Origin of the sequence: Marinomonas gallaica, assembly GCF_049821165.1 — a bacterium.
GTDB lineage: Bacteria > Pseudomonadota > Gammaproteobacteria > Pseudomonadales > Marinomonadaceae > Marinomonas > Marinomonas gallaica.
The window spans coordinates 3,358,908-3,378,399 of the sequence record NZ_CP187511.1 but is presented as its reverse complement, the minus strand read 5'-3'; the positions used below and the strand labels follow the sequence as shown (position 1 = coordinate 3,378,399).

Annotated in this window: 26 protein-coding genes; all 26 read left to right on the top strand. The window is 50.7% G+C overall.

The window, feature by feature from the left end; all coding sequences use genetic code 11:
• The 26 genes from gpW to ACPUEK_RS15780 all read left to right on the top strand — a co-directional run bounded on the left by gpW (position 1) and on the right by ACPUEK_RS15780 (position 19,480).
• Positions 1 to 201: a gpW family head-tail joining protein gene (gene gpW, locus ACPUEK_RS15905; protein ID WP_425641417.1), complete on the top strand. Its 201-nt coding sequence runs from the start codon at positions 1 to 3 to the stop codon at positions 199 to 201.
• Positions 198 to 1,766 carry a phage portal protein gene (locus ACPUEK_RS15900; RefSeq protein WP_425641416.1) on the top strand — a complete coding sequence of 523 codons (1,569 nt, stop codon included), beginning with the start codon at positions 198 to 200 and terminating at the stop codon, positions 1,764 to 1,766. The genes gpW and ACPUEK_RS15900 overlap by 4 nt, the downstream gene beginning before the upstream one ends.
• Positions 1,767 to 1,768: 2 nt before the next feature.
• Positions 1,769 to 3,070, top strand: a complete 1,302-nt coding sequence (locus tag ACPUEK_RS15895; protein WP_425641415.1) for a S49 family peptidase — start codon at positions 1,769 to 1,771, stop codon at positions 3,068 to 3,070.
• A gap of 14 nt (positions 3,071 to 3,084) precedes the next feature.
• Positions 3,085 to 3,435 carry a head decoration protein gene (locus tag ACPUEK_RS15890; protein ID WP_425641414.1) on the top strand — a complete coding sequence of 117 codons (351 nt, stop codon included), beginning with the start codon at positions 3,085 to 3,087 and terminating at the stop codon, positions 3,433 to 3,435.
• 65 nt (positions 3,436 to 3,500) lie between these two features.
• The gene (locus ACPUEK_RS15885; protein ID WP_425641413.1) at positions 3,501 to 4,538 is read left to right on the top strand and encodes a major capsid protein; all 1,038 of its coding nucleotides are present in this window, start codon (positions 3,501 to 3,503) and stop codon (positions 4,536 to 4,538) included.
• 83 nt (positions 4,539 to 4,621) lie between these two features.
• Complete coding sequence (locus ACPUEK_RS15880) at positions 4,622 to 4,849, top strand: hypothetical protein (RefSeq protein ID WP_425641412.1); 228 nt, start codon at positions 4,622 to 4,624, stop codon at positions 4,847 to 4,849.
• Positions 4,842 to 5,153 carry a hypothetical protein gene (locus ACPUEK_RS15875; RefSeq protein WP_425641411.1) on the top strand — a complete coding sequence of 104 codons (312 nt, stop codon included), beginning with the start codon at positions 4,842 to 4,844 and terminating at the stop codon, positions 5,151 to 5,153. The genes ACPUEK_RS15880 and ACPUEK_RS15875 overlap by 8 nt, the downstream gene beginning before the upstream one ends.
• On the top strand, positions 5,140 to 5,673 hold the full coding sequence (locus tag ACPUEK_RS15870; RefSeq protein WP_425641410.1) for a hypothetical protein: 534 nt from the start codon (positions 5,140 to 5,142) through the stop codon (positions 5,671 to 5,673). The genes ACPUEK_RS15875 and ACPUEK_RS15870 overlap by 14 nt, the downstream gene beginning before the upstream one ends.
• Positions 5,670 to 6,194 carry a hypothetical protein gene (locus ACPUEK_RS15865; RefSeq protein WP_425641409.1) on the top strand — a complete coding sequence of 175 codons (525 nt, stop codon included), beginning with the start codon at positions 5,670 to 5,672 and terminating at the stop codon, positions 6,192 to 6,194. Before ACPUEK_RS15870 ends, ACPUEK_RS15865 begins: the two co-directional genes overlap by 4 nt.
• The gene (locus ACPUEK_RS15860; RefSeq protein ID WP_425641408.1) at positions 6,191 to 6,766 is read left to right on the top strand and encodes a phage baseplate assembly protein V; all 576 of its coding nucleotides are present in this window, start codon (positions 6,191 to 6,193) and stop codon (positions 6,764 to 6,766) included. Before ACPUEK_RS15865 ends, ACPUEK_RS15860 begins: the two co-directional genes overlap by 4 nt.
• 2 nt (positions 6,767 to 6,768) lie before the next feature.
• Entirely contained in the window at positions 6,769 to 7,308 is a 540-nt protein-coding gene (locus ACPUEK_RS15855) for a hypothetical protein (RefSeq protein WP_425641407.1), read from the top strand.
• Complete coding sequence (locus tag ACPUEK_RS15850; protein WP_425641405.1) at positions 7,283 to 7,570, top strand: PAAR domain-containing protein; 288 nt, start codon at positions 7,283 to 7,285, stop codon at positions 7,568 to 7,570. Before ACPUEK_RS15855 ends, ACPUEK_RS15850 begins: the two co-directional genes overlap by 26 nt.
• A gap of 2 nt (positions 7,571 to 7,572) precedes the next feature.
• Positions 7,573 to 7,905, top strand: coding sequence for a GPW/gp25 family protein (locus tag ACPUEK_RS15845; protein ID WP_425641403.1), 333 nt, complete (start codon positions 7,573 to 7,575; stop codon positions 7,903 to 7,905).
• 1 nt (position 7,906) lies between these two features.
• Positions 7,907 to 8,893 (top strand): baseplate assembly protein, encoded by a 987-nt coding sequence (locus ACPUEK_RS15840; RefSeq protein ID WP_425641402.1) that lies wholly within the window; start codon positions 7,907 to 7,909, stop codon positions 8,891 to 8,893.
• Positions 8,890 to 9,585: a phage tail protein I gene (locus tag ACPUEK_RS15835; RefSeq protein ID WP_425641401.1), complete on the top strand. Its 696-nt coding sequence runs from the start codon at positions 8,890 to 8,892 to the stop codon at positions 9,583 to 9,585. The genes ACPUEK_RS15840 and ACPUEK_RS15835 overlap by 4 nt, the downstream gene beginning before the upstream one ends.
• Positions 9,578 to 11,557 carry a phage tail protein gene (locus tag ACPUEK_RS15830; RefSeq protein WP_425641400.1) on the top strand — a complete coding sequence of 660 codons (1,980 nt, stop codon included), beginning with the start codon at positions 9,578 to 9,580 and terminating at the stop codon, positions 11,555 to 11,557. The genes ACPUEK_RS15835 and ACPUEK_RS15830 overlap by 8 nt, the downstream gene beginning before the upstream one ends.
• 12 nt (positions 11,558 to 11,569) lie before the next feature.
• Positions 11,570 to 12,208 (top strand): hypothetical protein, encoded by a 639-nt coding sequence (locus ACPUEK_RS15825; protein ID WP_425641399.1) that lies wholly within the window; start codon positions 11,570 to 11,572, stop codon positions 12,206 to 12,208.
• Positions 12,201 to 12,668, top strand: a complete 468-nt coding sequence (locus ACPUEK_RS15820; RefSeq protein ID WP_425641398.1) for a hypothetical protein — start codon at positions 12,201 to 12,203, stop codon at positions 12,666 to 12,668. The genes ACPUEK_RS15825 and ACPUEK_RS15820 overlap by 8 nt, the downstream gene beginning before the upstream one ends.
• Before the next feature lie 2 nt (positions 12,669 to 12,670).
• Positions 12,671 to 13,075 (top strand): hypothetical protein, encoded by a 405-nt coding sequence (locus ACPUEK_RS15815; protein WP_425641397.1) that lies wholly within the window; start codon positions 12,671 to 12,673, stop codon positions 13,073 to 13,075.
• 91 nt (positions 13,076 to 13,166) lie between these two features.
• Positions 13,167 to 14,378: a phage tail sheath subtilisin-like domain-containing protein gene (locus ACPUEK_RS15810; protein ID WP_425641396.1), complete on the top strand. Its 1,212-nt coding sequence runs from the start codon at positions 13,167 to 13,169 to the stop codon at positions 14,376 to 14,378.
• On the top strand, positions 14,378 to 14,881 hold the full coding sequence (locus ACPUEK_RS15805) for a phage major tail tube protein (RefSeq protein WP_425641395.1): 504 nt from the start codon (positions 14,378 to 14,380) through the stop codon (positions 14,879 to 14,881). The genes ACPUEK_RS15810 and ACPUEK_RS15805 overlap by 1 nt, the downstream gene beginning before the upstream one ends.
• A gap of 1 nt (position 14,882) precedes the next feature.
• Complete coding sequence (locus ACPUEK_RS15800) at positions 14,883 to 15,200, top strand: phage tail assembly protein (RefSeq protein ID WP_425641394.1); 318 nt, start codon at positions 14,883 to 14,885, stop codon at positions 15,198 to 15,200.
• Between the two features lie 120 nt (positions 15,201 to 15,320).
• Positions 15,321 to 17,843 carry a hypothetical protein gene (locus ACPUEK_RS15795; RefSeq protein ID WP_425641392.1) on the top strand — a complete coding sequence of 841 codons (2,523 nt, stop codon included), beginning with the start codon at positions 15,321 to 15,323 and terminating at the stop codon, positions 17,841 to 17,843.
• Positions 17,844 to 17,857: 14 nt separating this feature from the next.
• A complete protein-coding gene (locus ACPUEK_RS15790) occupies positions 17,858 to 18,253 on the top strand; it encodes a phage tail protein (RefSeq protein ID WP_425641391.1) in 396 nt (131 codons plus the stop codon).
• Positions 18,237 to 18,449, top strand: coding sequence for a tail protein X (locus tag ACPUEK_RS15785; protein ID WP_425641390.1), 213 nt, complete (start codon positions 18,237 to 18,239; stop codon positions 18,447 to 18,449). The genes ACPUEK_RS15790 and ACPUEK_RS15785 overlap by 17 nt, the downstream gene beginning before the upstream one ends.
• Positions 18,450 to 18,487: 38 nt before the next feature.
• Positions 18,488 to 19,480 carry a contractile injection system protein, VgrG/Pvc8 family gene (locus ACPUEK_RS15780; protein WP_425641389.1) on the top strand — a complete coding sequence of 331 codons (993 nt, stop codon included), beginning with the start codon at positions 18,488 to 18,490 and terminating at the stop codon, positions 19,478 to 19,480.
• The last annotated feature ends 12 nt before the right edge of the window (positions 19,481 to 19,492 follow it).

Here is a 19,492-nt window from a genome sequence, read left to right as displayed (position 1 = left end):
ATGACCCCACAGCAAAAACTTGAAGAAGCCGAGACCGCTCTACATGAGTTATCTCTTGGAAAGCGCGTGGTTGAGATCGGGCGGGGCGGAAAAACTCTTAAGTTTACCGCCGCCAACATGAGTGATCTTCGCCGTTACATCAACGAATTGAAACAGCAAATAAGCGGCACACAACGCCGCCCAATGAGAGTATCGCTATGACCCAGCCAGCCATTCAGTTCTACGACCATAACAACCGCCCAATCGCAAGTGCCGGTGGCTATGACGGCGCAGGCGATGGAATGGCAGGGCAGACACGAGGCTGGTCGCCTAGCGCCCGAACCGCCGATGCCGCACTTTTGCCAGACCTTGAACTGGGTAATGCTCGTGCTGAGGACGTGGTGCGCAACAATGCCTACGGCGCTAATGCCGTGCAATTGCACATCGACAACATTGTTGGTGACCTGTTTCGACTGAGCTACAAGCCTAATTGGAAGCGCCTTGGCGTTCCGGAAGAAGAAGCCCGCGCTTTTGCTCGCGAAGTAGAGATGCTTTGGAATGAGATCGCAGAAGATCCGGGCTGTTATCTTGATGCTGAGCGCAAGCGTACATTTACGATGATGATCCGCGAGGGTGTTGGTACTCATACGCGCCTCGGCGAGATTATGCGCGTGCCAATCTGGACGAATAGCTACGATTCACCGATCCGCACCGCAATCAAAACCATCAACCCTCAACGGGTATCCAATCCCGATGGCATGATGGACACAGCCCGTATCAAGGGGGGTGTTGAGCAAAACCGACATGGTGCGGCATTGGCTTACCATCTGCGTAACGCCAGTGAATACGGATTAGGCAGCGGCCTTGGTTACAAATGGGAACGAATTCCACGTTTTACGCGTTGGGGGCGCCCTCGCTTTATTCATATCTTTGAGCCGTTCGGCGAGGGCCAAACGCGCGGAGCGAATCAGTTTTTAAATGTGCTTGAGCAGATGCAAATGATGCCCAAGATGCAAAAAACAAAGCTCCAAAACGCCATTGTCAGTGCTATGTACGCCGCCACCGTTGAAAGCGATTTGGACTCCAAAGAGGTGTTCGAAATGCTGGGTGCAGGGAAAGCCAGCACCACAATGACAAACTATCTATCTAAACAAACGCAATATTATGACGAGGTGAATTTAAAGCTGGGCGGCGTCAATGTCCCGCATTTGTTGCCCAATACCCACCTCAATATGCAAACCTCCGGCAATGTCGACAATGGTTATGTTGAGCTTGAATCGAGTTTGCTGCGTACGTTAGCAGCAGGTACCAATTCGTCTTACGAAGAGTTGTCCCGTGATTTTAGACAAAGTTCTTACAGCTCGAACCGCGCATCCATGCTTGTGAGTTGGCGTTACTACAAAGGGCGTCGCAAGATCATCGCGGCCCGTGATGCCACCATGATTTTTCGTTTGTGGTTTGAAGAAATGGTGCTCAGCGGTCAGCTTCGCTTGCCGCGTGCAAAGATGGATTTATACGACGCTCTTGCCGCATGGACTAACTGTACATGGATTGGCACAGGTCGCATGGCCATCGATGGTGTGAAGGAAGTCAAAGAAGCGCTTTTGCGTATCGAAGGTGGCTTGTCTACTTACGAAAAAGAGCTCGCAAATATGGGTGAAGACTATCAAGAAGTGTTTGCCCAGCAAGTGCGCGAAACCGAAGAGCGCAAAAAAGCTGGATTGCCGCCGCCAAGCTGGTCGCAGGTCGAGGCATTTGCACCAGCTGAACAACCCCAAGAGGCCTAACCATGTCAGCCAATTTAAAACACATTGCGAGTCGGGCGCTGGATAAGCCTTTGTTGCTTGATCCTGGCTATGCTCGCACATTCTTTTCTGCTCTTTGTCCTCGCCTCGGAATGGGTATCACTCAAATGGTGGATGCTGATGGCGAGGTGATGACAGGCGAGAAAATGCACATCGAAGCGTCAAGCTTCATGAGTTCACGTGATCGCCAGCGACCTTATCAAGTGATCGATGGCGTGGCTGTGGTGCCAGTATCCGGCACGTTAGTACATAAGTTTGACCACGTTAAGCCCTATTCTGGTATGACGGGTTACAACGGCATTATTGCTCGTGTTCAAGCGGCCATTTCAGACCCCGAAGTAAAGGGAATCTTGATGGATATGGACACACCGGGCGGTGAAGTGGCTGGCTGTTTCGATGCGGCGCAAACGATCCGATCGTTTGCGCAAGAGGGCGGTAAACCACTCTGGGCTCTAGCTGATGATATGGCGTGTAGCGCAGGCATGGCGATTGCCAGTGCCGCCGATCGTCGCCTAATCACGCAAAGTGCTGTGATGGGCTCGGTTGGTGTGGTGATGGCTCACCAGTCTTACGCGGGAAAGCTTAAAGAAAACGGTATTAAAGTGACGCTGATTCATTCGGGCGCGCACAAAGTCGACGGCAACCCATACGAAGATTTAAGCGCTGAAGCATTAGAGAAATTTCAAACTAGCTCCGACACGCTTCGTCAAGAATTCGCCGCTCTGGTATCAGAGCATACAGGTTTATCGGTCGATGCTGTGTTAGCGACTGAAGCCAAGACTTATCGCGGTCAAGAAGCCATTGATATTGGCTTTGCTGATCAACTTGTTAACGGTAATGAGGCGATCGCCATCTTTGCCGATTTCCTCAACCAACCCAAAACCAATATGTCAGGAGTGAGCATGGCCACTACTAATACAGAGCAGCCAGCGGCAACTACGCCAACGGCCCCAGCACAGCCAAGCGCTGAAACAGCGCCGCAAATGAGCGAAAAAGAGCGCATCAAAAGCATCATGAAATGTGAAGCGGCAACTGGTCGCGAAAAGCTTGCAGAGCACTTTGCATACGACACCGATATGAGTGTTGAAGCGGCACAGGCAGCCCTTGCTTTGGCTCCAAGTGCTCAAGCGCCGGATGCAACCAGCCAACAGGCTCATGCTGAAAAACTTGATCAGCTGATGCAGCAAGAAGGCAACCCGAATATCACTGATGATGTGGACCCTTCTGCAGAGATGAGTAATGTGGATGCCATTATGGCAGATTATGAATTGGCTAGCGGCCTGTAACTCGGAGATAGACAATGTCTGATACCTACACTTACACCCCAGTACAAGAATTGGCGAGCTCAGAGCAGCCGCATAACGCCCGCGCGCTGATCGGGGCAAACCAGACGATTGAGCGACTAACGCCGCTAGGTCAGAAAACAGCAGATGGCACCGTAGTGGTTTGGGATCCTGCTGCGACAGATGGCTCACAAAAAGCCGTTTATCTTGGTGCATTCGACGCCACAATTGGCGGTACGGCGGAGTACAAAAAAGTGATCAAGTCAGGTGACTGGAATACTGATGCAATCAAGTGGCCTGATGGTACAGCGGCTACACAAAAAGCGCTGGCTTTCGTCGGTACACCGATTTCCCACCAGCCGATCTAGCATCGCCTAGCTCTTAATTTCTCTTTTCTAATTTCTAAATGCCGTTAACTCGGTAGGAGTTCTCTATGTCTAATTTTGACACGGTCACGTTGCTAGGCGTGAAACAACGACAAAAGCCTTTTGAGGCATTTTTTAAACGCATGTTCTTTGGTACAGAGCTTTTTTCAGAAACTGAAAAAGTTGCTATCGATGAGCTGGTACCAAACCTTCGCTTAGTACCGTTCGTATCGCCTATTGTGGCCGGTACAGTACGCCGCCAAGATGGTAGCCGCACCACATCTTACCAGCCGCCTTACATGAAACCGCTAGATTTAGTTTCACCCAAGCAAATGATGAAGCGTTTGCCAGGCGAAGCGCTAAACGGAAAAATGTCACCAGCCGCGCGCTTGAATGCAACAGTTGCGCAGCTTCTAAAAGATCAAGAAGAGGCAATGGTACGCACAGAAGAGAAAATGTGTGTCGATGCAGTCTTGACAGGGAAATTCGTTATTGAAGGCTCCGAAGAGCACGAAGCAATGGAAGTGGATTATGGTCGTAATGCTGCAAACAACATCACGCTAATTGGTCTAGAGCGCTGGTCTCAGCTGGATAAAGAAACGACCGATATGGCTCAGATCATTGAAGAGCTTGCCGACCTGTCCTCGGGTATTCCAGATCTCATCATTTACGACAAAAAAGCCTATTCAGAGTTCGCCAGCTTCAAATCTGTGAAAGACGGGCTTGATACAAAGGTCGCCAACGGCAACAGTGAGCTGATGCTTGCGCCTGAAATCAAGAAAGTCGTGCAGTTTAAGGGCCGCTTCGGTCAGTACGATATCTGGGTTTACAACGGTGAATACGAAAAAGACGGCGGTGAACGTCAGCGCCTAATGCCGGAATACGGCATGGTTATGGGCCCATCTGTTTACGATGGTGTGATGGCTTATGGTGCTATCCAAGACGTTGAGGCGGGCGACGACGGTGTCGCGCGGGCAAAACGCTGGCCTAAAGTGTGGGTGAATAAAAACCCAAGCGCGCGTTACCTAATGACGCAATCAGCACCGCTGCCAATTATGCCGGATGCCAACGAATTTGTAGTCGCAATCATCGACGGTCCAGTGTAACCACTAGCCAAACCAACACCACAAAAGAGGGCGCATTGAGCGCCCTTTTTGTTTCCGTTTATTACCAATTAGGAGCCTAAACCATGGCCACTGCACAAAAAACTGCTGATGATCAGCAAGACGATCAGAACAAAACTCCAGCGAAGACGGCATCAAAGATGCTGATTGTCACTAAGACGTTCTACACGCAAGGCAAAGACAAAAAGCGCGTTAAGTTCATCGCCTCACCAAAGCCTCAAGACTTGGGCGAACATGCCGCGATGGCCGTAGAAGCAGGCGTTGCACGTCTTCCAACGAAAGACGATGAGTGATCCATTCGCTATGCTCGATGACGCTGTCGTTGAGCATTTTGGTCTCTCTGGGACCGCGACGGATTTAGAGGGCAATGTCACGCCGATTAAAGTCGATGTGAATGACACTTTTCTTGATCTGATGAGCGGTGATGTGACGATTAATGCCAATGAAGCCAAGATTGGTGGCAAAGGCATTAGCTGGATCACAACTGAGCACGAGCTTGAGATTAACGGACGTAAATTCCGTGTCGATCGCGAGCCTGAAGAGGACATTTACGGATGGACCGAAATCTACGTGAGCCGCATTTATGATTCAGATTGATATCGATCCCGCTCAATTGGTGCCGAGTCTTGGGGCTATTGAGCTGACTCAAAAAGAGATCAATGCGGCCGCTCATCGTGCCCATCAACGCACTGCGAAAGCGGTGCAACGACACGTACTGAAAGCGCTGTCTAAAGAGCTTGAAACCAAGAACAACAAAGCCATGCGCCGCCGCATCGTGTTAAAGCGCCGCGACGGTAAGTTTTCGTTGTTTGTCGGTTTAAATGATTTGCCTGTTAGCTCGCTCAAAGGGCGAATGAAGCAAGTTAGCAACGGCGTGGTGTTTCGTAGTCAGCGCTTTGAAAAAGCGTTTATTGCAAAGATGCCCAGTGGCAAGAAGTCCGCCTGGCGTCGCAGAAACAAGAACAGAAACTCGCTTGTTGAAGTAAAAACGCCAATTCAAAGCGATGCGGACTCCGCTATACGCCGTCAGATTTACGACGATATCGTCGAGCTTTTTAGACACCATTTTGAAACAGATATAAAAGGCCGACTGGCTAAAAAGGCAGCGAAATTATGAAGACCACGACGATTGATGGCCTTTATAGTGCTGTCATTAGCAAAATTGAAGCGCTGAACGTGTTCAGTGCGGTGCACGATGAGCTGAATACTAGCAATATTCGCCGTAAAGAATGTGTGGTCGAGCTGGAAAGTGTCGATTTTAGCGACGGCGGCAATGTCTATGAAGGTATCGATAAAGTCTCGGTGACGTTTTCCATCCTTGTTTTCTATCCAGAAAGCCGCGGTAAAAAGCCAGTGCGTGAAGTACGTGAGCTAGCGGTACGTGTTGCCCGACTGTTTAGCGGTGCCAAGATTGAGGGCGGGGACGCTTCCCCCATCCAAACAATGGAAGATAACAGCTTTGATGATTTGAACAGTCATGCTGTTTGGGAAGTGCAAGTGCAAATCGATGATGTGCATTTGGGCGAGTTACCAGAAGAACCAACGCAACCGAGCGAAGTGCTGGCATCGTGGGTACCTGATGTTGGCCCCGATCATATCGACGATTACAAGCCCATTGATCAGAGTCTTCAGTTATGAATACACGCGAGATTGAGCAAGCAATAGCTGCTGTGATCATCATCGCTAATATTCATGAGCTGGACTACGAAACACGCAAGCTCCGTTGCATTCACGGCGAAACTCTGACCGCTTGGCTTCCATGGCCAGCGGAAATCGGCGGCAATTTCATCCGCTGGCGACCGTTGCGCGTTGGTCAGCAAGTGGTACTCGCGTCACATGCGGGTGATCTGACTCAAGCAGCGATCATCGGCATGCTGTACAGCAATGACATCGTGCCCGAAGAAACCAGCGAGTTGATAGACGTTACCGAGTTTACGGACGGCTCCAAGCTGCGCTACGACAGCGAAAATCAGAAATACGAGATCATTGTCGATCAACAGAATGTCACTGTGAGCAAAGACGAGATCAAAGCCACGTTTGCAGACAAAGCCACCGTTGAAATGAACGCTGACAAAGTCAACGTCGAATACGGCGGTAACGCATCGATCTTAATGAACGCGTCACAACTAAAAATCACCCATGGATCAAGTAGCATCACGCTCGATTCGTCCGGTGTCAGTGTCAACGGCGCCCGCATTGAGTTGAATTAATTATGCCTTTTGAATTTTCCTATGGCTGTAATCCAAACGGTGGCGGTGGTGATGAAGGCAACATCCATGAGACGTTTTTCGAGTTGCATGAGCTGACGCAAAATGTCAGCGGTTTTGTGAAGCTTCTTGCTGTTGATGGTGACGAAGATCAGAAAGAAACGGCGTATGTAACAAGCTATGCGTACTCGATTACGCCAGCGTATCCGCTAGGAATTTGGTCAATCAACTCAAGTTTGAGTGAAGGCGTGACATTGCAAGCGAACTCAATTGCAGGCTTCTTTCCGATTGAGTTTGTTCATTATCTCGATAACGGACAATCCATCTTTGCGGATTTCTGGCACGAAGTGCCGATGGGTTCTGAAATTGTTGAATTTCGCCCGAGCACGCTTAGGACGTTTACCTATTCACTGACAGTGACCGCGACCACGTCGTCGGGCGCTGTGTATTCCACCACGCTGGATATGACAGTCGAGCACGACTGGACACCTGGCAAACTAAAACTATTGGAGTATGTCGATGCTATCCGTCGCGCAAATGGGTAAAACCTCAACGGGCCACGGTAGCTATGCGCCGGTGCCCAGTGTAACGGGGGCTAGCACGGTTTTTGTAAATGGCATCCCCGCATTACGTCAAACAGACACGTACGCGCCGCATTGTGTTGGGCCAGCGTGTCACGTTGGCTCGGTGCTAATGGGCTCATCCAGCGTGTATTGCGAAGGGCTGCAGCTTGCCCGTATCGGCGATCCGATCGATTGCGGTGATGTGGTATCCGCAGGCTCTGCCAACGTCTTTGCAGGGGACTAATTATGGGTATGAACGAAACAACGGGCAAAGCGCTCGATGGCTTCGCACATTTGCGACAAAGCATCCGCCGTTTGCTGACCACGCCGATCGGCTCGCGCGTGATGAACCGAACCTATGGCTCAAGGCTGTTTAGACTGATTGATGCCCCTGTTAATCCCGCCACGCAAGCACTCATTTATCAAGCTGTTGCTGAAGCGCTGGATCGATGGGAACCACGCTACGAATTAGAGCAAGTAAGCCTGCATCGCTACGAACAGGGGCGACTAACGCTCAATCTTGTAGGGCGATATGTGCCCACGGGTGAGCGGGTCACAATTGAAAATTTAGAGGTATAGCATGTCATTGGACGCGATTGATTTTACACAGTTGCCCGCCCCGGACGTCGTGCGAGCGCTGGACTTTCAGACCATATTTGACGAAATTAAAGCCGATTTTCTAGCGCGAGACGAAGACTATGGCAATCTAGCAGAGGGCGATCCCGCATGGGTGTTGCTTGAAGTGGCTGCCTACCGTGAGTTCACGATTCGTCAACAAATTAACGACGACGCTCGCGCCGTCATGCTGCCTTATGCTGTCGGTGCTGATCTCGATAATCTCGCCGCGCTGTATAGCATCGAGCGAGCTGTAGTCATTGAAGGCGATCCCACGGCTAAGCCGCCGATTGAAGAAGTGTTGGAAACCGACGCGTCATTGCGCCGTCGCACACAGTTGGCATTTGAAACAGCTGCTGTGGCGGGGCCAATTAACGAGTACATCGCCCATGCGCTCAACGCATCGGGCGAGATTAAAAGCGTTTCTGTTGATGTGCCGCGTTTTGATTATGTGGCGATCCCATCGCAAGCCTCTCAGTATTTACCCGTGGGTACCATTGCCTTAGCTCCTACGTATGATGCTGGGCTCATCGATCCGCAACCGGGTGATGTGGCACTTACTTTGTTGGCCCATATAGGCACAGGGGAAGTGGAGCAAACGCTGTGCGATCAGATTAAAGCCACGTTAGACGATAAAACACCGGTGACAGACACGGTATTTGTGCGATCGGCACAGATCGTTGAGTTTGATGTCTCCGCGACGCTGTATTGCTACGCGGATCTGGGTGCAGAAGAAGCGATCGCCAACGCGACTGCAGCATTAAATACTTACGTCGCGGGTGCTCATCGTCTGGGCTATGACATCACATTGTCAGGTATTTATGCTGCGCTTCATCAAACGGGCGTACAGCGCGTAGAGCTTCACGCACCGACAGCAAACATCATCATCGGCAAGCGTCAAGCAGCGTACTGCACAGGCATCAATCTTGATTACGGCGGGGTGGCTGAATGAGTTCACTATTACCGCCAAACAGCACGCAATATGAACGCGATTTAGAAGCGTCCATGTCACGCATCAGTGATGTACCGGTGCCGATTCACACGCTGTGGAATCCTCAAACCTGCCCAGAAACGCATCTCGCGTGGCTGGCGTGGGCGCTAAGCGTGGAGGGCTGGCACGACGAACTTACCGAGCAAGAAAAGCGCGAGATGATCGCTCAATCAGCGGATTACCACCGTCGCAAAGGCACAAAAGGCGCAATTCTTGAGATTGCACGCTGGATACTTGATATAGCAGACCTTGACCAGCATCGCGCATTTGAGGCGCCGCCGCATTCGTTTCGACTGCGAGTCAGTGATGAGGGACGCATCAAGAGCAAAGCGCACTGGGATCGTTTAGTAAGAATGGTCAACAGTGCCAAAGCGGCCCGTTCTAATTTCTTCTCACTGCAGATCAAAAAGAAAGGCCAGCAAAATATCTATCTCGGCGGAATTATCAATCACGTCACTCAAACAGACCTAGGCCATGGCGTACGCGCTGAGTTTGATCAGCAAAATACATGGTTCGGTAGCGTTATTAATACGGCCACGCGCTCTAACGTGGGTCATGCTGTGACGCCGCTATTTGATACACAAATTCAACTGCAAAAAACCGCTGTGCATTGCAGCGCAAACTACTCTATTGGAGCGATGTTAGATGGCTAACTTCCCCGGACTGATAATGACCGCCGCTGGGCGGAACCTACAAGCCAAAGCCCAAACGGGCCAGCCGCTTAACTTTTCTCGTGTCGCGATCGGTGACGGTGAAAAACCTGCGAATTACGAGCCGCTTGTTGCGCTTGTTGATGAGAAATTGTCGCTGAATATCGTGAATTTCGAGCTGCTAGGCGACGGCACATCGAAACTGCATGTATTACTCACCAATCAAAACGTAGTGGAAGGCTTTTTTATCCGCGAAATCGGTGTGATGGCGATCGACCCAGATACTGGCGACGAGCTGCTATACAGCTATTCCAATGCCGAGCAATATTCCGATTTTCTGCCCGCGTTTGGGGGTGAAACATTCGTTGAAATGCTTTTCGATCTTATTACAGTTGTTGGCAATGCATCTAATGTCACAGCAGTGATTGATGATTTCCTTGCGCACGCGACGAAAGCTGACGTGGATGCCCTAAAACCATTTGTGGTCCCAGTGGGCGGGCAAGTGGATATGCTGCTTAAAAAAGCCACTAATGCCGACGGCGACACGGAGTGGTACGACCCGACCGAGGGAATTCAATTTCGTATCGGCTCCGTGACCGAGGAGCGTACAGCAGTAGAAGGGCAAACGGCCTTTGCACTCATGAAAACGCTGACGAATGGGCTGGCTGTTTACGTCAACGGTCTGCGCATTCCGAACAGCGACTGGTCGTCTGCGGGTGGCTCGCAAGTGGTGTTGGATGAGCCCCTAAACGACGGCGACAAAGTCCAGTTTGTGAATAACGAAGAAGTCAGTACCGCGTCATTGGCTCGCGTCTCGCTGAATGGCCCGAATCTTGTCTATCAGGGGACATCAAACGACTACACGATCACAGACTACGATACGTTTTCAACGTATACAGTGATGTCGAACATTGGCACGGCAACCCATAGCAACGGCGTGATCACGCTGGACATTCCAGCGGGTGCCGAATCCGACGACGGCATAATGATGACCGTTCAACGTAATTCGGGCTCGATGTCATTTAGCATCGCGCTAGGCACGCAAGCTGTTGCACAACCGCAGATCACATCGCCAGAGCACAATGCGACAGATGTTGGCGAAACACTCACGCTCACCGCGTCAGCGTTTCAGACGTATCCTGCAGGCGTAGATACACAAGCCTCGGCCACATGGCGTATCGCTACCGATGCGGCCATGACGAATGTTATTTGGGAATCAGTAGATGACATCGTCAATCTAACAGCCATCAAAGTACCAAGTGGCGTGTTGGCAGAGCTGACAGAGTACTACACCGATGTAGAGCAAACCGGTAACGCGATTGGTACCAGTATTAAATCGAATCCGATTAAATTTACAACGTCAGATCAGTTTGTGCCGACAGTGCCAGGCACGCCATTCGGTGGCGGGTACTACGTGGGTATCATGGACCCGCCAGACGGGCCGCGCTATGCGTTGATTGTTGCACCGAAGTCCGTAGAGGTAACGCTGCAGTATAAAAACTCAGATAGCTTTAGTGCAGGCACAGGGTCACTGTGGGATGGTCAGCTAAATACATCCAATATTGATGATGCAGTTCACCCAGTAGCACAGTATGTGTCTAGCTTGTCGATCGGCGGTTATCATGACTGGTATGTCCCTGCGCGAGATGAGTTTGAGGTTTTATATCGTAAATTTAAATTGTCAACGGACGCTAACAAAACAGGCGCAAGACCGTTGGGTGGATATTTTGGGGAAAACTTAAATAGCGTGCCTGTCGGCGACGCATACTCAGGAGTTGATCCAGTTCAGACGTCTGTTTCTGATTTTATTGTAAATGGGTCGGAGTCACTTGAATCCACATTTTATTGGACCAGTTCTCAATACGATTCCAATGGGTATATGTGGGTCCAATATGCGATTAACGGAGACCAAACATCACGATCCAAAGTTTCTGGATTACGAGTCCGCCCCGTCCGTCGCATCCTCTTAGACTAAAGGTGTCCAGATATGTATGTAATTTATACTCAAGTGGATGCTAAAACGGGCGTCCCAGCATCCCAAACTCTTATGCGCAACGGCCCCAAAATGCCCGAAGGCATTACGTTCTCGTTCGCATTGGAATCTCAATACCCACTTAAAAACGATCAACATCCTGTGTTCTACGGCACAACGGACCGCGACGATCTACCCGAATGGGTCGATATCATCACGCAAGAGCAATTCGAAGCAGATCGCGATGCGGAAATGCAGGCGCGATATGACAAGTTGCTCGCTCAAAAGATTGAGCAAGCCGCCGCCGAGCGTTGGCGTGTCGAAACTGCCGGCATTACGCTGGATAACGGGGCGTTCGTTAATACGGCGGAAAAAGATCAAAACCGCATTAGCAATGCTTACTCATCCCTTAAAAATGGCTTAGTCGATCAAATCGACTTCAAAGGTGCCAATGGCTGGGCGGTGATGACGCTGGTTGAGCTGGAGCCCATTGCTAAAGCGGTTGCTCAGCACGTTAGCACGTACTGTTTCGGTGCCGAGCGTGATGTGACCGATCAACTAAATTCGATGGATTACACAGCACTGCAAACAGCGGATGTGCAGCAGCTTTTTGAAGACGCGTATCAAGCGCGTAAGGAGCTAGATAATGCGTAAAGTCATTTTAGTGGGATTTGCTGTGGCTGTAGTTGGGTGTTCATCAAAAGGTGCGCTCACTGCTGATCAAAAACAAACGCTGATCAGTGAGTACAGTCAGCAAAAGACGTTTGAAATCGAATGTGCAACAGGCTGTCGTGTGGCCTACAAAGACCCGCGCGATCAGTTGCAGTTGCCCAGCGAAACAAACGGCTATGACGTACTCAACACGGCCATTAAAACCGTTGGCGGTATCGCTACATCTGCCATGCCTTATGCCGCGATTGGCGTAGTGGCCACAGAGGGCATTCGTAATTCTGGCGGCAACGGATCGAACAACAGCGCAGCGTACAACGCGAGCTATGACAACGATACGTCTACCGCGACGACAACAGAAACCAGCACGAATACAAGTACGCAAACGGAGTCGGCTGTAAACAGCTCCTACAACGAACGTGTGCCGATTGCCCCCGAGGAATAGTCATGATCCAAAAAAAACCATGGCTCTATCAGTTGGAGCGTGATTACGTTTTCAAACACCCGCTGTTGCGCGGTATCGAGTTTGAAAACGCGTGGGTCACAATCCGAAACGGCACTCTGACGATCAAAAAGAATTACGCATGGGATGGCTGCACACCGAAATGGTCGGTTTTTGGCGTTTGGTGGGTTGGCGTGCCTGACGGCATTCTACGCCTCGGCAAACCGTGGATGTATTTTGCATCTCTGATACACGATGCGCTTTGCCAATTCCGCAATCTGATCAAGATCAGTAAGCGCGCAGTCACGCAAATATTCAACGATGTCATGGAGCGCGATCAATTCCCGCTTCGTCCCGTTTATCGCTGGTTCGTGGACAAGCTCGGGCCTCAAGACTTTCTAATCAACTAAATATACACAGGCCGCGAAAGCGGTTTTTTTGTATCTAAATTTCACTAACAAGCCTCGCATCTGCGGGGCTTTTTCGTTTCAGGAGGCCAGAATGGCTGGTAACGGTTTTCTTCATGGCGTTGAAGTCAATGAGATATCAAATGGATTACGACCAATTGAGCAGGTCAGCTCATCCATCATCGGAATCGTGGGGACGGCACCTGGTGCTGATCCTATGGCGTTCCCACTCAATACGCCAGTGCTAGTAGCAGGGTCTCGCTATGAGGCTGCAAAGCTTGATGTAACAGAAGATGGCACGGGGGGGGGTACGCTGCCTCCGGCGCTTGATGGCATATTTGATCAGATCGGTGCAACCGTCGTTGTGATTCGAGTGCAAGAAGAAATCATCGAAAATGACACGCTGACTAATGTGATCGGCGGAACCGATGCTGATACTGGTCAGTATTTGGGAATTCAGGCACTACTTTCATCGAAGTCTGTTAATGGTAAAGTGCCGCGTATTTTGTGCGCCCCTGGGTTTACGCATCAAAAACCTGTTGATGGAGACGGTAACCCATCAGCCAACCCCGTTGTTGCGGAATTGATTGCCATCGCTGAGCGGATGTCTGCAATCATTGTCGCAGATGGCCCGAACACGAACGATGACGCGGCAGTGCAGTATGGAGCGGACTTCGGTTCCGAGCGCGTTTATGTAATTGACCCGTGGGTTAAGGTTTTTAAAGCGGGTGAAACTGTAATTGAACCCGCGTCCGCTCGCGTTGCGGGTGTAATTGCAAAAACAGACTACAACATCGGATTTCATCAGTCCCCATCCAATCAGCCGATTAACGGCATCATTGGCACAGCGCGAGCCATCGACTTTGAGTTGGGTGACGAAAACTCACGTGCAAACCTTCTTAACGAGCAGAAAATCGCGACAATCATCTACGAGGATGGTTATCGATTGTGGGGGAACCTTTCTCTATCCGGTGATCCTAAATGGAAATATTTGTGTGTGCGTCGTACTGCAGATGTGATCAATGATGCGACCAAACAATCCCATTTCTGGGCCATTGATCGTGGCATTACTACCACTCTTGTCTCTGATGTTGTCGAGGGTATCAATGCTGAGCTGCGTGCCATGAAAAACCGTGGACAAATCATCGGCGGTTCGTGCTGGGCTAACGCTGACTTGAATACGCCAGAGTCAATCCAATCAGGTCGATTATACATCGACTACGATTTCACACCGCCATATCCAAACGAACGCATGACGTTCCGATCAATGCTAGTTAATGGCTACGCAGTAGAGGTAATTGTCTAATGTCTATTGATATTTTAAAGAACTTTATGTTGACCGCAGACGGGTTTGGTGAAGTGGGTTTGATTGATGAATACACGCCTCCATCACTTGAAATTCTAACAGAGTCAATCCGCGGTGGCGGCATGGACAGTGAAGACGCTGTCGATATGGGTATGGCTCCAATGGAAGTGACCTTTAAGATGAATGGCTATCATCTTGATATCTTAAAAATGTGGGGTCTTGGTGAAGGCACAACTAAACCGTTGACGGCGCGTGGCTGGCTACAAGACGAAGATGGGACTAACACTGCTTTAGTGCACAACATGACCGCGCGCATTTTGAAGGTTGAGCAGGACACGTGGAAGGCGGGAGAAAAAAGTGGTGTCGTTATTACGGCTCGGCTGCGTTTTTTCAAAGCAACGCACGGTTCAACAGTTATTCACGAAATTGATGTAAAAGGTGCCACTCGTATTATCGGTGGTGTAGATCAGCTGACTGGAATGCGTACAACGCTGGGGCTATAACATGACGCAACAAACTCAAAACCAAAACGCTCAAGAAGCACCAGCACTAGCATGGCTAAACGAATCTGACGACGGCGAGTCCGTCGTCATTACGCTGAAAAAGCCGATCGAAGTCGATGGTCAAAAAGTCGAAACGCTCACAATGCGTGAGCCGACGGTTTTAGATCAGAAGCTGGCTCAGAGTAACGCCAAAACAAACATTGACATGGAAACTCAGCTGTTTGCCAACCTTTGCGACATTCCTTCTGATGTTGTGATCAACATGAAGCTGTCTAACTATGATCGTTTGCAAACCGCGTACTCGTCTTTTTTAGACTAAGCCTCGACGATATCCGCACTCACTCACTTGCACTTGCGAGTCACACGGGCTGGTCATGGTCCGAGATCCAATCTCTACGAATATCAGAATTTCTCTGGTTTATAGAAGGACTGCCGAAACATGGCGATTAATCAAAGATTAAATACCGTCATTGAAATTGGCGGGGCTGTGTCGCGCACGCTCGTCGGCGCGACTAATAAAGCGCGTGGCCAGCTGAAAGGAATCGGCGGGGCGATGGATACGATCAAGCGTAAGCAAGATCAGATCGAGCGCTTTGATATCAAGGGGCTGCGTGAGACTCGTAACAAACTGCGCGGTGTTGAACACAACATCGCCGGTTTATCGGATGAGATCGAGAAGAGCAAAGCGAAATCGCATCAAGCTGGGCTTGCGTACCGTCGTGCGGGCGATCGTGTCAACGAAATGGCCCGCGAGATGAAAGGGGCGGAAGATCCGACCGGCGCACTAGCTCACGAGCTGGATCAAGCGAAGCGGGAAGCGACGCGATTAGAGCGTGAGTTTAAAGCCGCGAAAAAGGAAACCAGCGGCCTAGAAACGCAAATGCTCGGGGCGAGAAATGAGTCTAACAAGCTAAGCCGTCAGTTTGATGAACAACGCAATGCGGCCAAGTCTGCAAAGAATGCTCTCAAGGAAATGGGCGTTGATACGCGCAAACTCGCAGACGAAACCGCAAGACTGCAGCGCCGCCAAGCTTTACTCGAGAAAACCCAGAAAAGCATCGGACGCACTGGCGACAAATTCGGCAATATGACGCACCGAGTGGGCTCATTTGCCCGCACTGCGTCTGTTGGTTTGGGGCTCGTTGGTGGTGGCCTATTTGCTGTGGCGAACTCAACGAGTGAGCTGGGCGACAAAGCCGCGAAAACCGCCGATAAGCTGGGCTTGCAGATCGGAGCGCTGCAAGAGCTGCGCTATGCTGCGGAACGCTCGGGCGTGTCATCGAATACGATGGACATGGCAATGCAGCGCATGGTGCGACGTTTGGCAGAAGCCAAGAATGGCTCAGGTGCTGCTAAGGACGCGATCGAAGAGTTGGGGCTGTCTGCGCAAGCGCTGGCTAGTATGACGCCTGACGAAGCCATGAACGAAATCGCGGACGCATTGAAAGGAGTAGAAAACCAGTCCGATCGAGTGCGCTTGGCCTTCAAGTTCTTTGACTCAGAGGGCGTGTCCATGGTGAACATGCTCAAGGACGGTAGTGACGGCCTCAAGCAATTGCGCAAAGATGCGCGTGATACAGGGTATGTGCTCAGCGAGCAAGCGGCGCGAGATGCTGAGGCATTTCAAGATGCCTTGCTTAATGCCAAGCTCGGCATGGCTGGCTTTAAGAACACGATCGGCTCCGCGATCATGCCCGTTATTACAGACATGATGGGCGAAATGTCGGCGTGGCTGCGTGAAAACCGTGGTCAAGTGATTGAGTTCTCTAAAAACTTGGCTTCTGGACTGCGTAAAGCCGTGCCGGTGATCGGGCAAGTAGTTCAGGGGCTCACATCGACTGTTCAAACGATCAGTCGAGTGACGGAGACGGTTGCAGGAATGGTCGGCGGCTATGAAAACCTCGGTATGATCGTCGGTACCGTTTTCGCAGGGAAAGCGATCGCGTCGGTGGTTACGTTCGGAGCCAGCCTTGCATCTACTCTGTTCACTGTAGGTAAGCTCATTTTCACGTTTGGCAAATTCGCCATGCTCGCTAATCCAATTGGATTAGTTGTCGGCGCAATAGCAGCGATCGGCGCGGGATTATATCTCGCATATAACAAAGTTGAATGGTTCCGTGAAGTCGTGGATGGAGCTGCCCGTGCTGTTATCGCCAGCGCAAAAGCGTGGGTCGGTGGGGTTGTCGGTTTCTTCACAAGCGCATGGGAAGGCGCGAAAACAGTTGGCCGTGGTTTGATGTCCGTCGGTGAAACCATCGTCAATTTCTATGCCTCTGCATTTAAAACCGTGTTTACGCTCCCGAGTCGTATTATCGGCGCCTTTTCGGGTGTGGGTGACAGTGTTTTAGGCATGTTCAGTGGCATTAAAAACACGATCGTCGGTTTTATCGACTCGATTGTTGATCGAATCGGCAGTGTGATCGACAAATTTTCATCATTGAAAAACGTCGGCAGCACTGTAAAAGGCTGGTTTAGCTTTGGGGATGACGAAGAGCCAGCGAAGAAGGCGCCTAAAATCGGCAAAGCGGTCGAGCAAAGCGGTTTCTTCAGTCGCTTAAATCCGTTTTCAAACGATGAGCCCGTTAAATCAGAGACACAGCAGCGCGTGAAAGACGCCACGGCTCAGGTTGCAAGCAATTCAATTGTGAACGACCAGCGCTCAAACGTCGCAAACAGCTCTACTGTCAATGACCAGCGCTCTAGCGTAGTGAATAACTCAACAGTGAATGATCGTCGCTCAAATGTCGTAAAAAATGCAATTGCAAATGATCATCGATCAAACAGCTCAACGGTCAATGACCAGCGCTCAGCGAAAACCGAACACAACTACACGATCACCAACCACATCACTGTCAATCAGCAACCGGGGCAAGATGGTCGTCAGTTGGCGGCTGAAATCGAGCGCATCTTACGTCAGAAAATGCGCGGTTCCCTCTCTGATCAACCAAGTGGAGCATTCTAATGCCGGATATCATGATGGTTTTGGGAATATTCCCGTTTTCTATTGATACCGCCGCGTATCAGAAATTGACTCGACGTAAGTCGTGGGATTGGCAAACGCAAGCATTGATCGGGCAACGTGACGCCCAGCAATACATGGGACCAGGGGAGGAAGTGATTTCTCTCGAAGGCGTAGTGTACCCGCACTACGCCGGTGGCCCCGTGCAACTGGCGGCACTGCGCGCGATCGGTGACAGTGGATTGCCTCAGCTGATGGTCAGCGGTGCTGGGGTGCCCATGGGTAAGTGGATCGTGTTGTCTGTTGAGGAAGAGCAAGGGCCATTTTTTGAACGTGGTGCACCGCGCAAACAGACGTTCAAGATGGAGTTGAAGCGTTATCAGGAGGGCTTGAGTTTTGCCAGCTTCTTATAATTCAGTGGAACAAGACACGGTTGATTACATTGTCTGGAAACACTACAAAACGCAGTCAGCACGCGTGGTTGAGCGGGTATTTGATGCAAATCCGCATCTTGCTCGACAGCCGCTTGTGCTGCCTGCAGGTGTCGTGATTAATCTGCCCGACCTTGAATTAGTCACAACAACCCAAGGGGTGCGTTTATGGAGTTAATTGAACAAATCGCCCAAGGATTGATTGGCGGTGTCGATGTGGCTCCTGCATTCAAAGTCAAAGCCAACGGCACCGATATTACTAACAAGCTCAATGAACGCTTGATCAGCCTACGACTCACGGACGAGTCAGGCGATAACGCCGATGAAGTCGATATTGCTCTTTCAGATCATGGCGAAACAGAGCTCACTATTCCAGAGCCTGGCACAGAGCTTGAGGTGTCATTAGGCTACGACGGCACACTCGTCGAAATGGGCAAATACATGATCGACGAAATCGAGATCAGCGGCCCGCCGGATACTGTCAATATTCGTGCTCGAGCAGTCGTGCAAACAGAAGGCGCTCAAGGCTCAAAAATACTCATGACAACGCAAAAAACGCGAGCATGGGAAGCCGGTACCACGTTGGGTGATCTAGTGCGATCGGTCGGCGCAGAGCATGGCATCACGCCCACTGTTGCGTCGGAATTCAATACAATCGTATTGCCCCATGTGGATCAAGTGAACGAGTCCGACATGGCGTTGCTCACTCGACTATCCAAACAATACGACGCGATCGCCAAGCCAAGCGGCGACTATCTCGTATTCGCCAAGCGCGGTGACCTCACCACGCCAGCAGGTACCAGCATCCCCGATGTGGATTACACACGCGAACAAACGGGCGGTCACCGATTGCTCATCAGCCGCCGCGTCAAATCCGGCAGCGTCATAGCGCGGTACCGAGATATCCCCACCGCCAGCACGCTCGAGATCAAAGTGGGAAGCGGCGAACCTGCCAAGCGACTCACTAAAACGTATGGTACCGAAGACGAAGCTCAGGCCGCCGCGGATGCAGAATACAAACGCAGCCAGCGCAACGAACAGCGCCTAGAGCTGGATGTTGTGGGTAATCCCTACCTCGTCGCCGGTGGAGCCATCAACGTCAGCGGATTTCGTTCCGGAATAAACGGGCAATGGCTCATAGATCGCGTAGAACACGAAATAACAAAACGAGGCGGGTACAGCTGCGGAGTGCAGTGTAAACAGATATAGTTAGTCAAAACA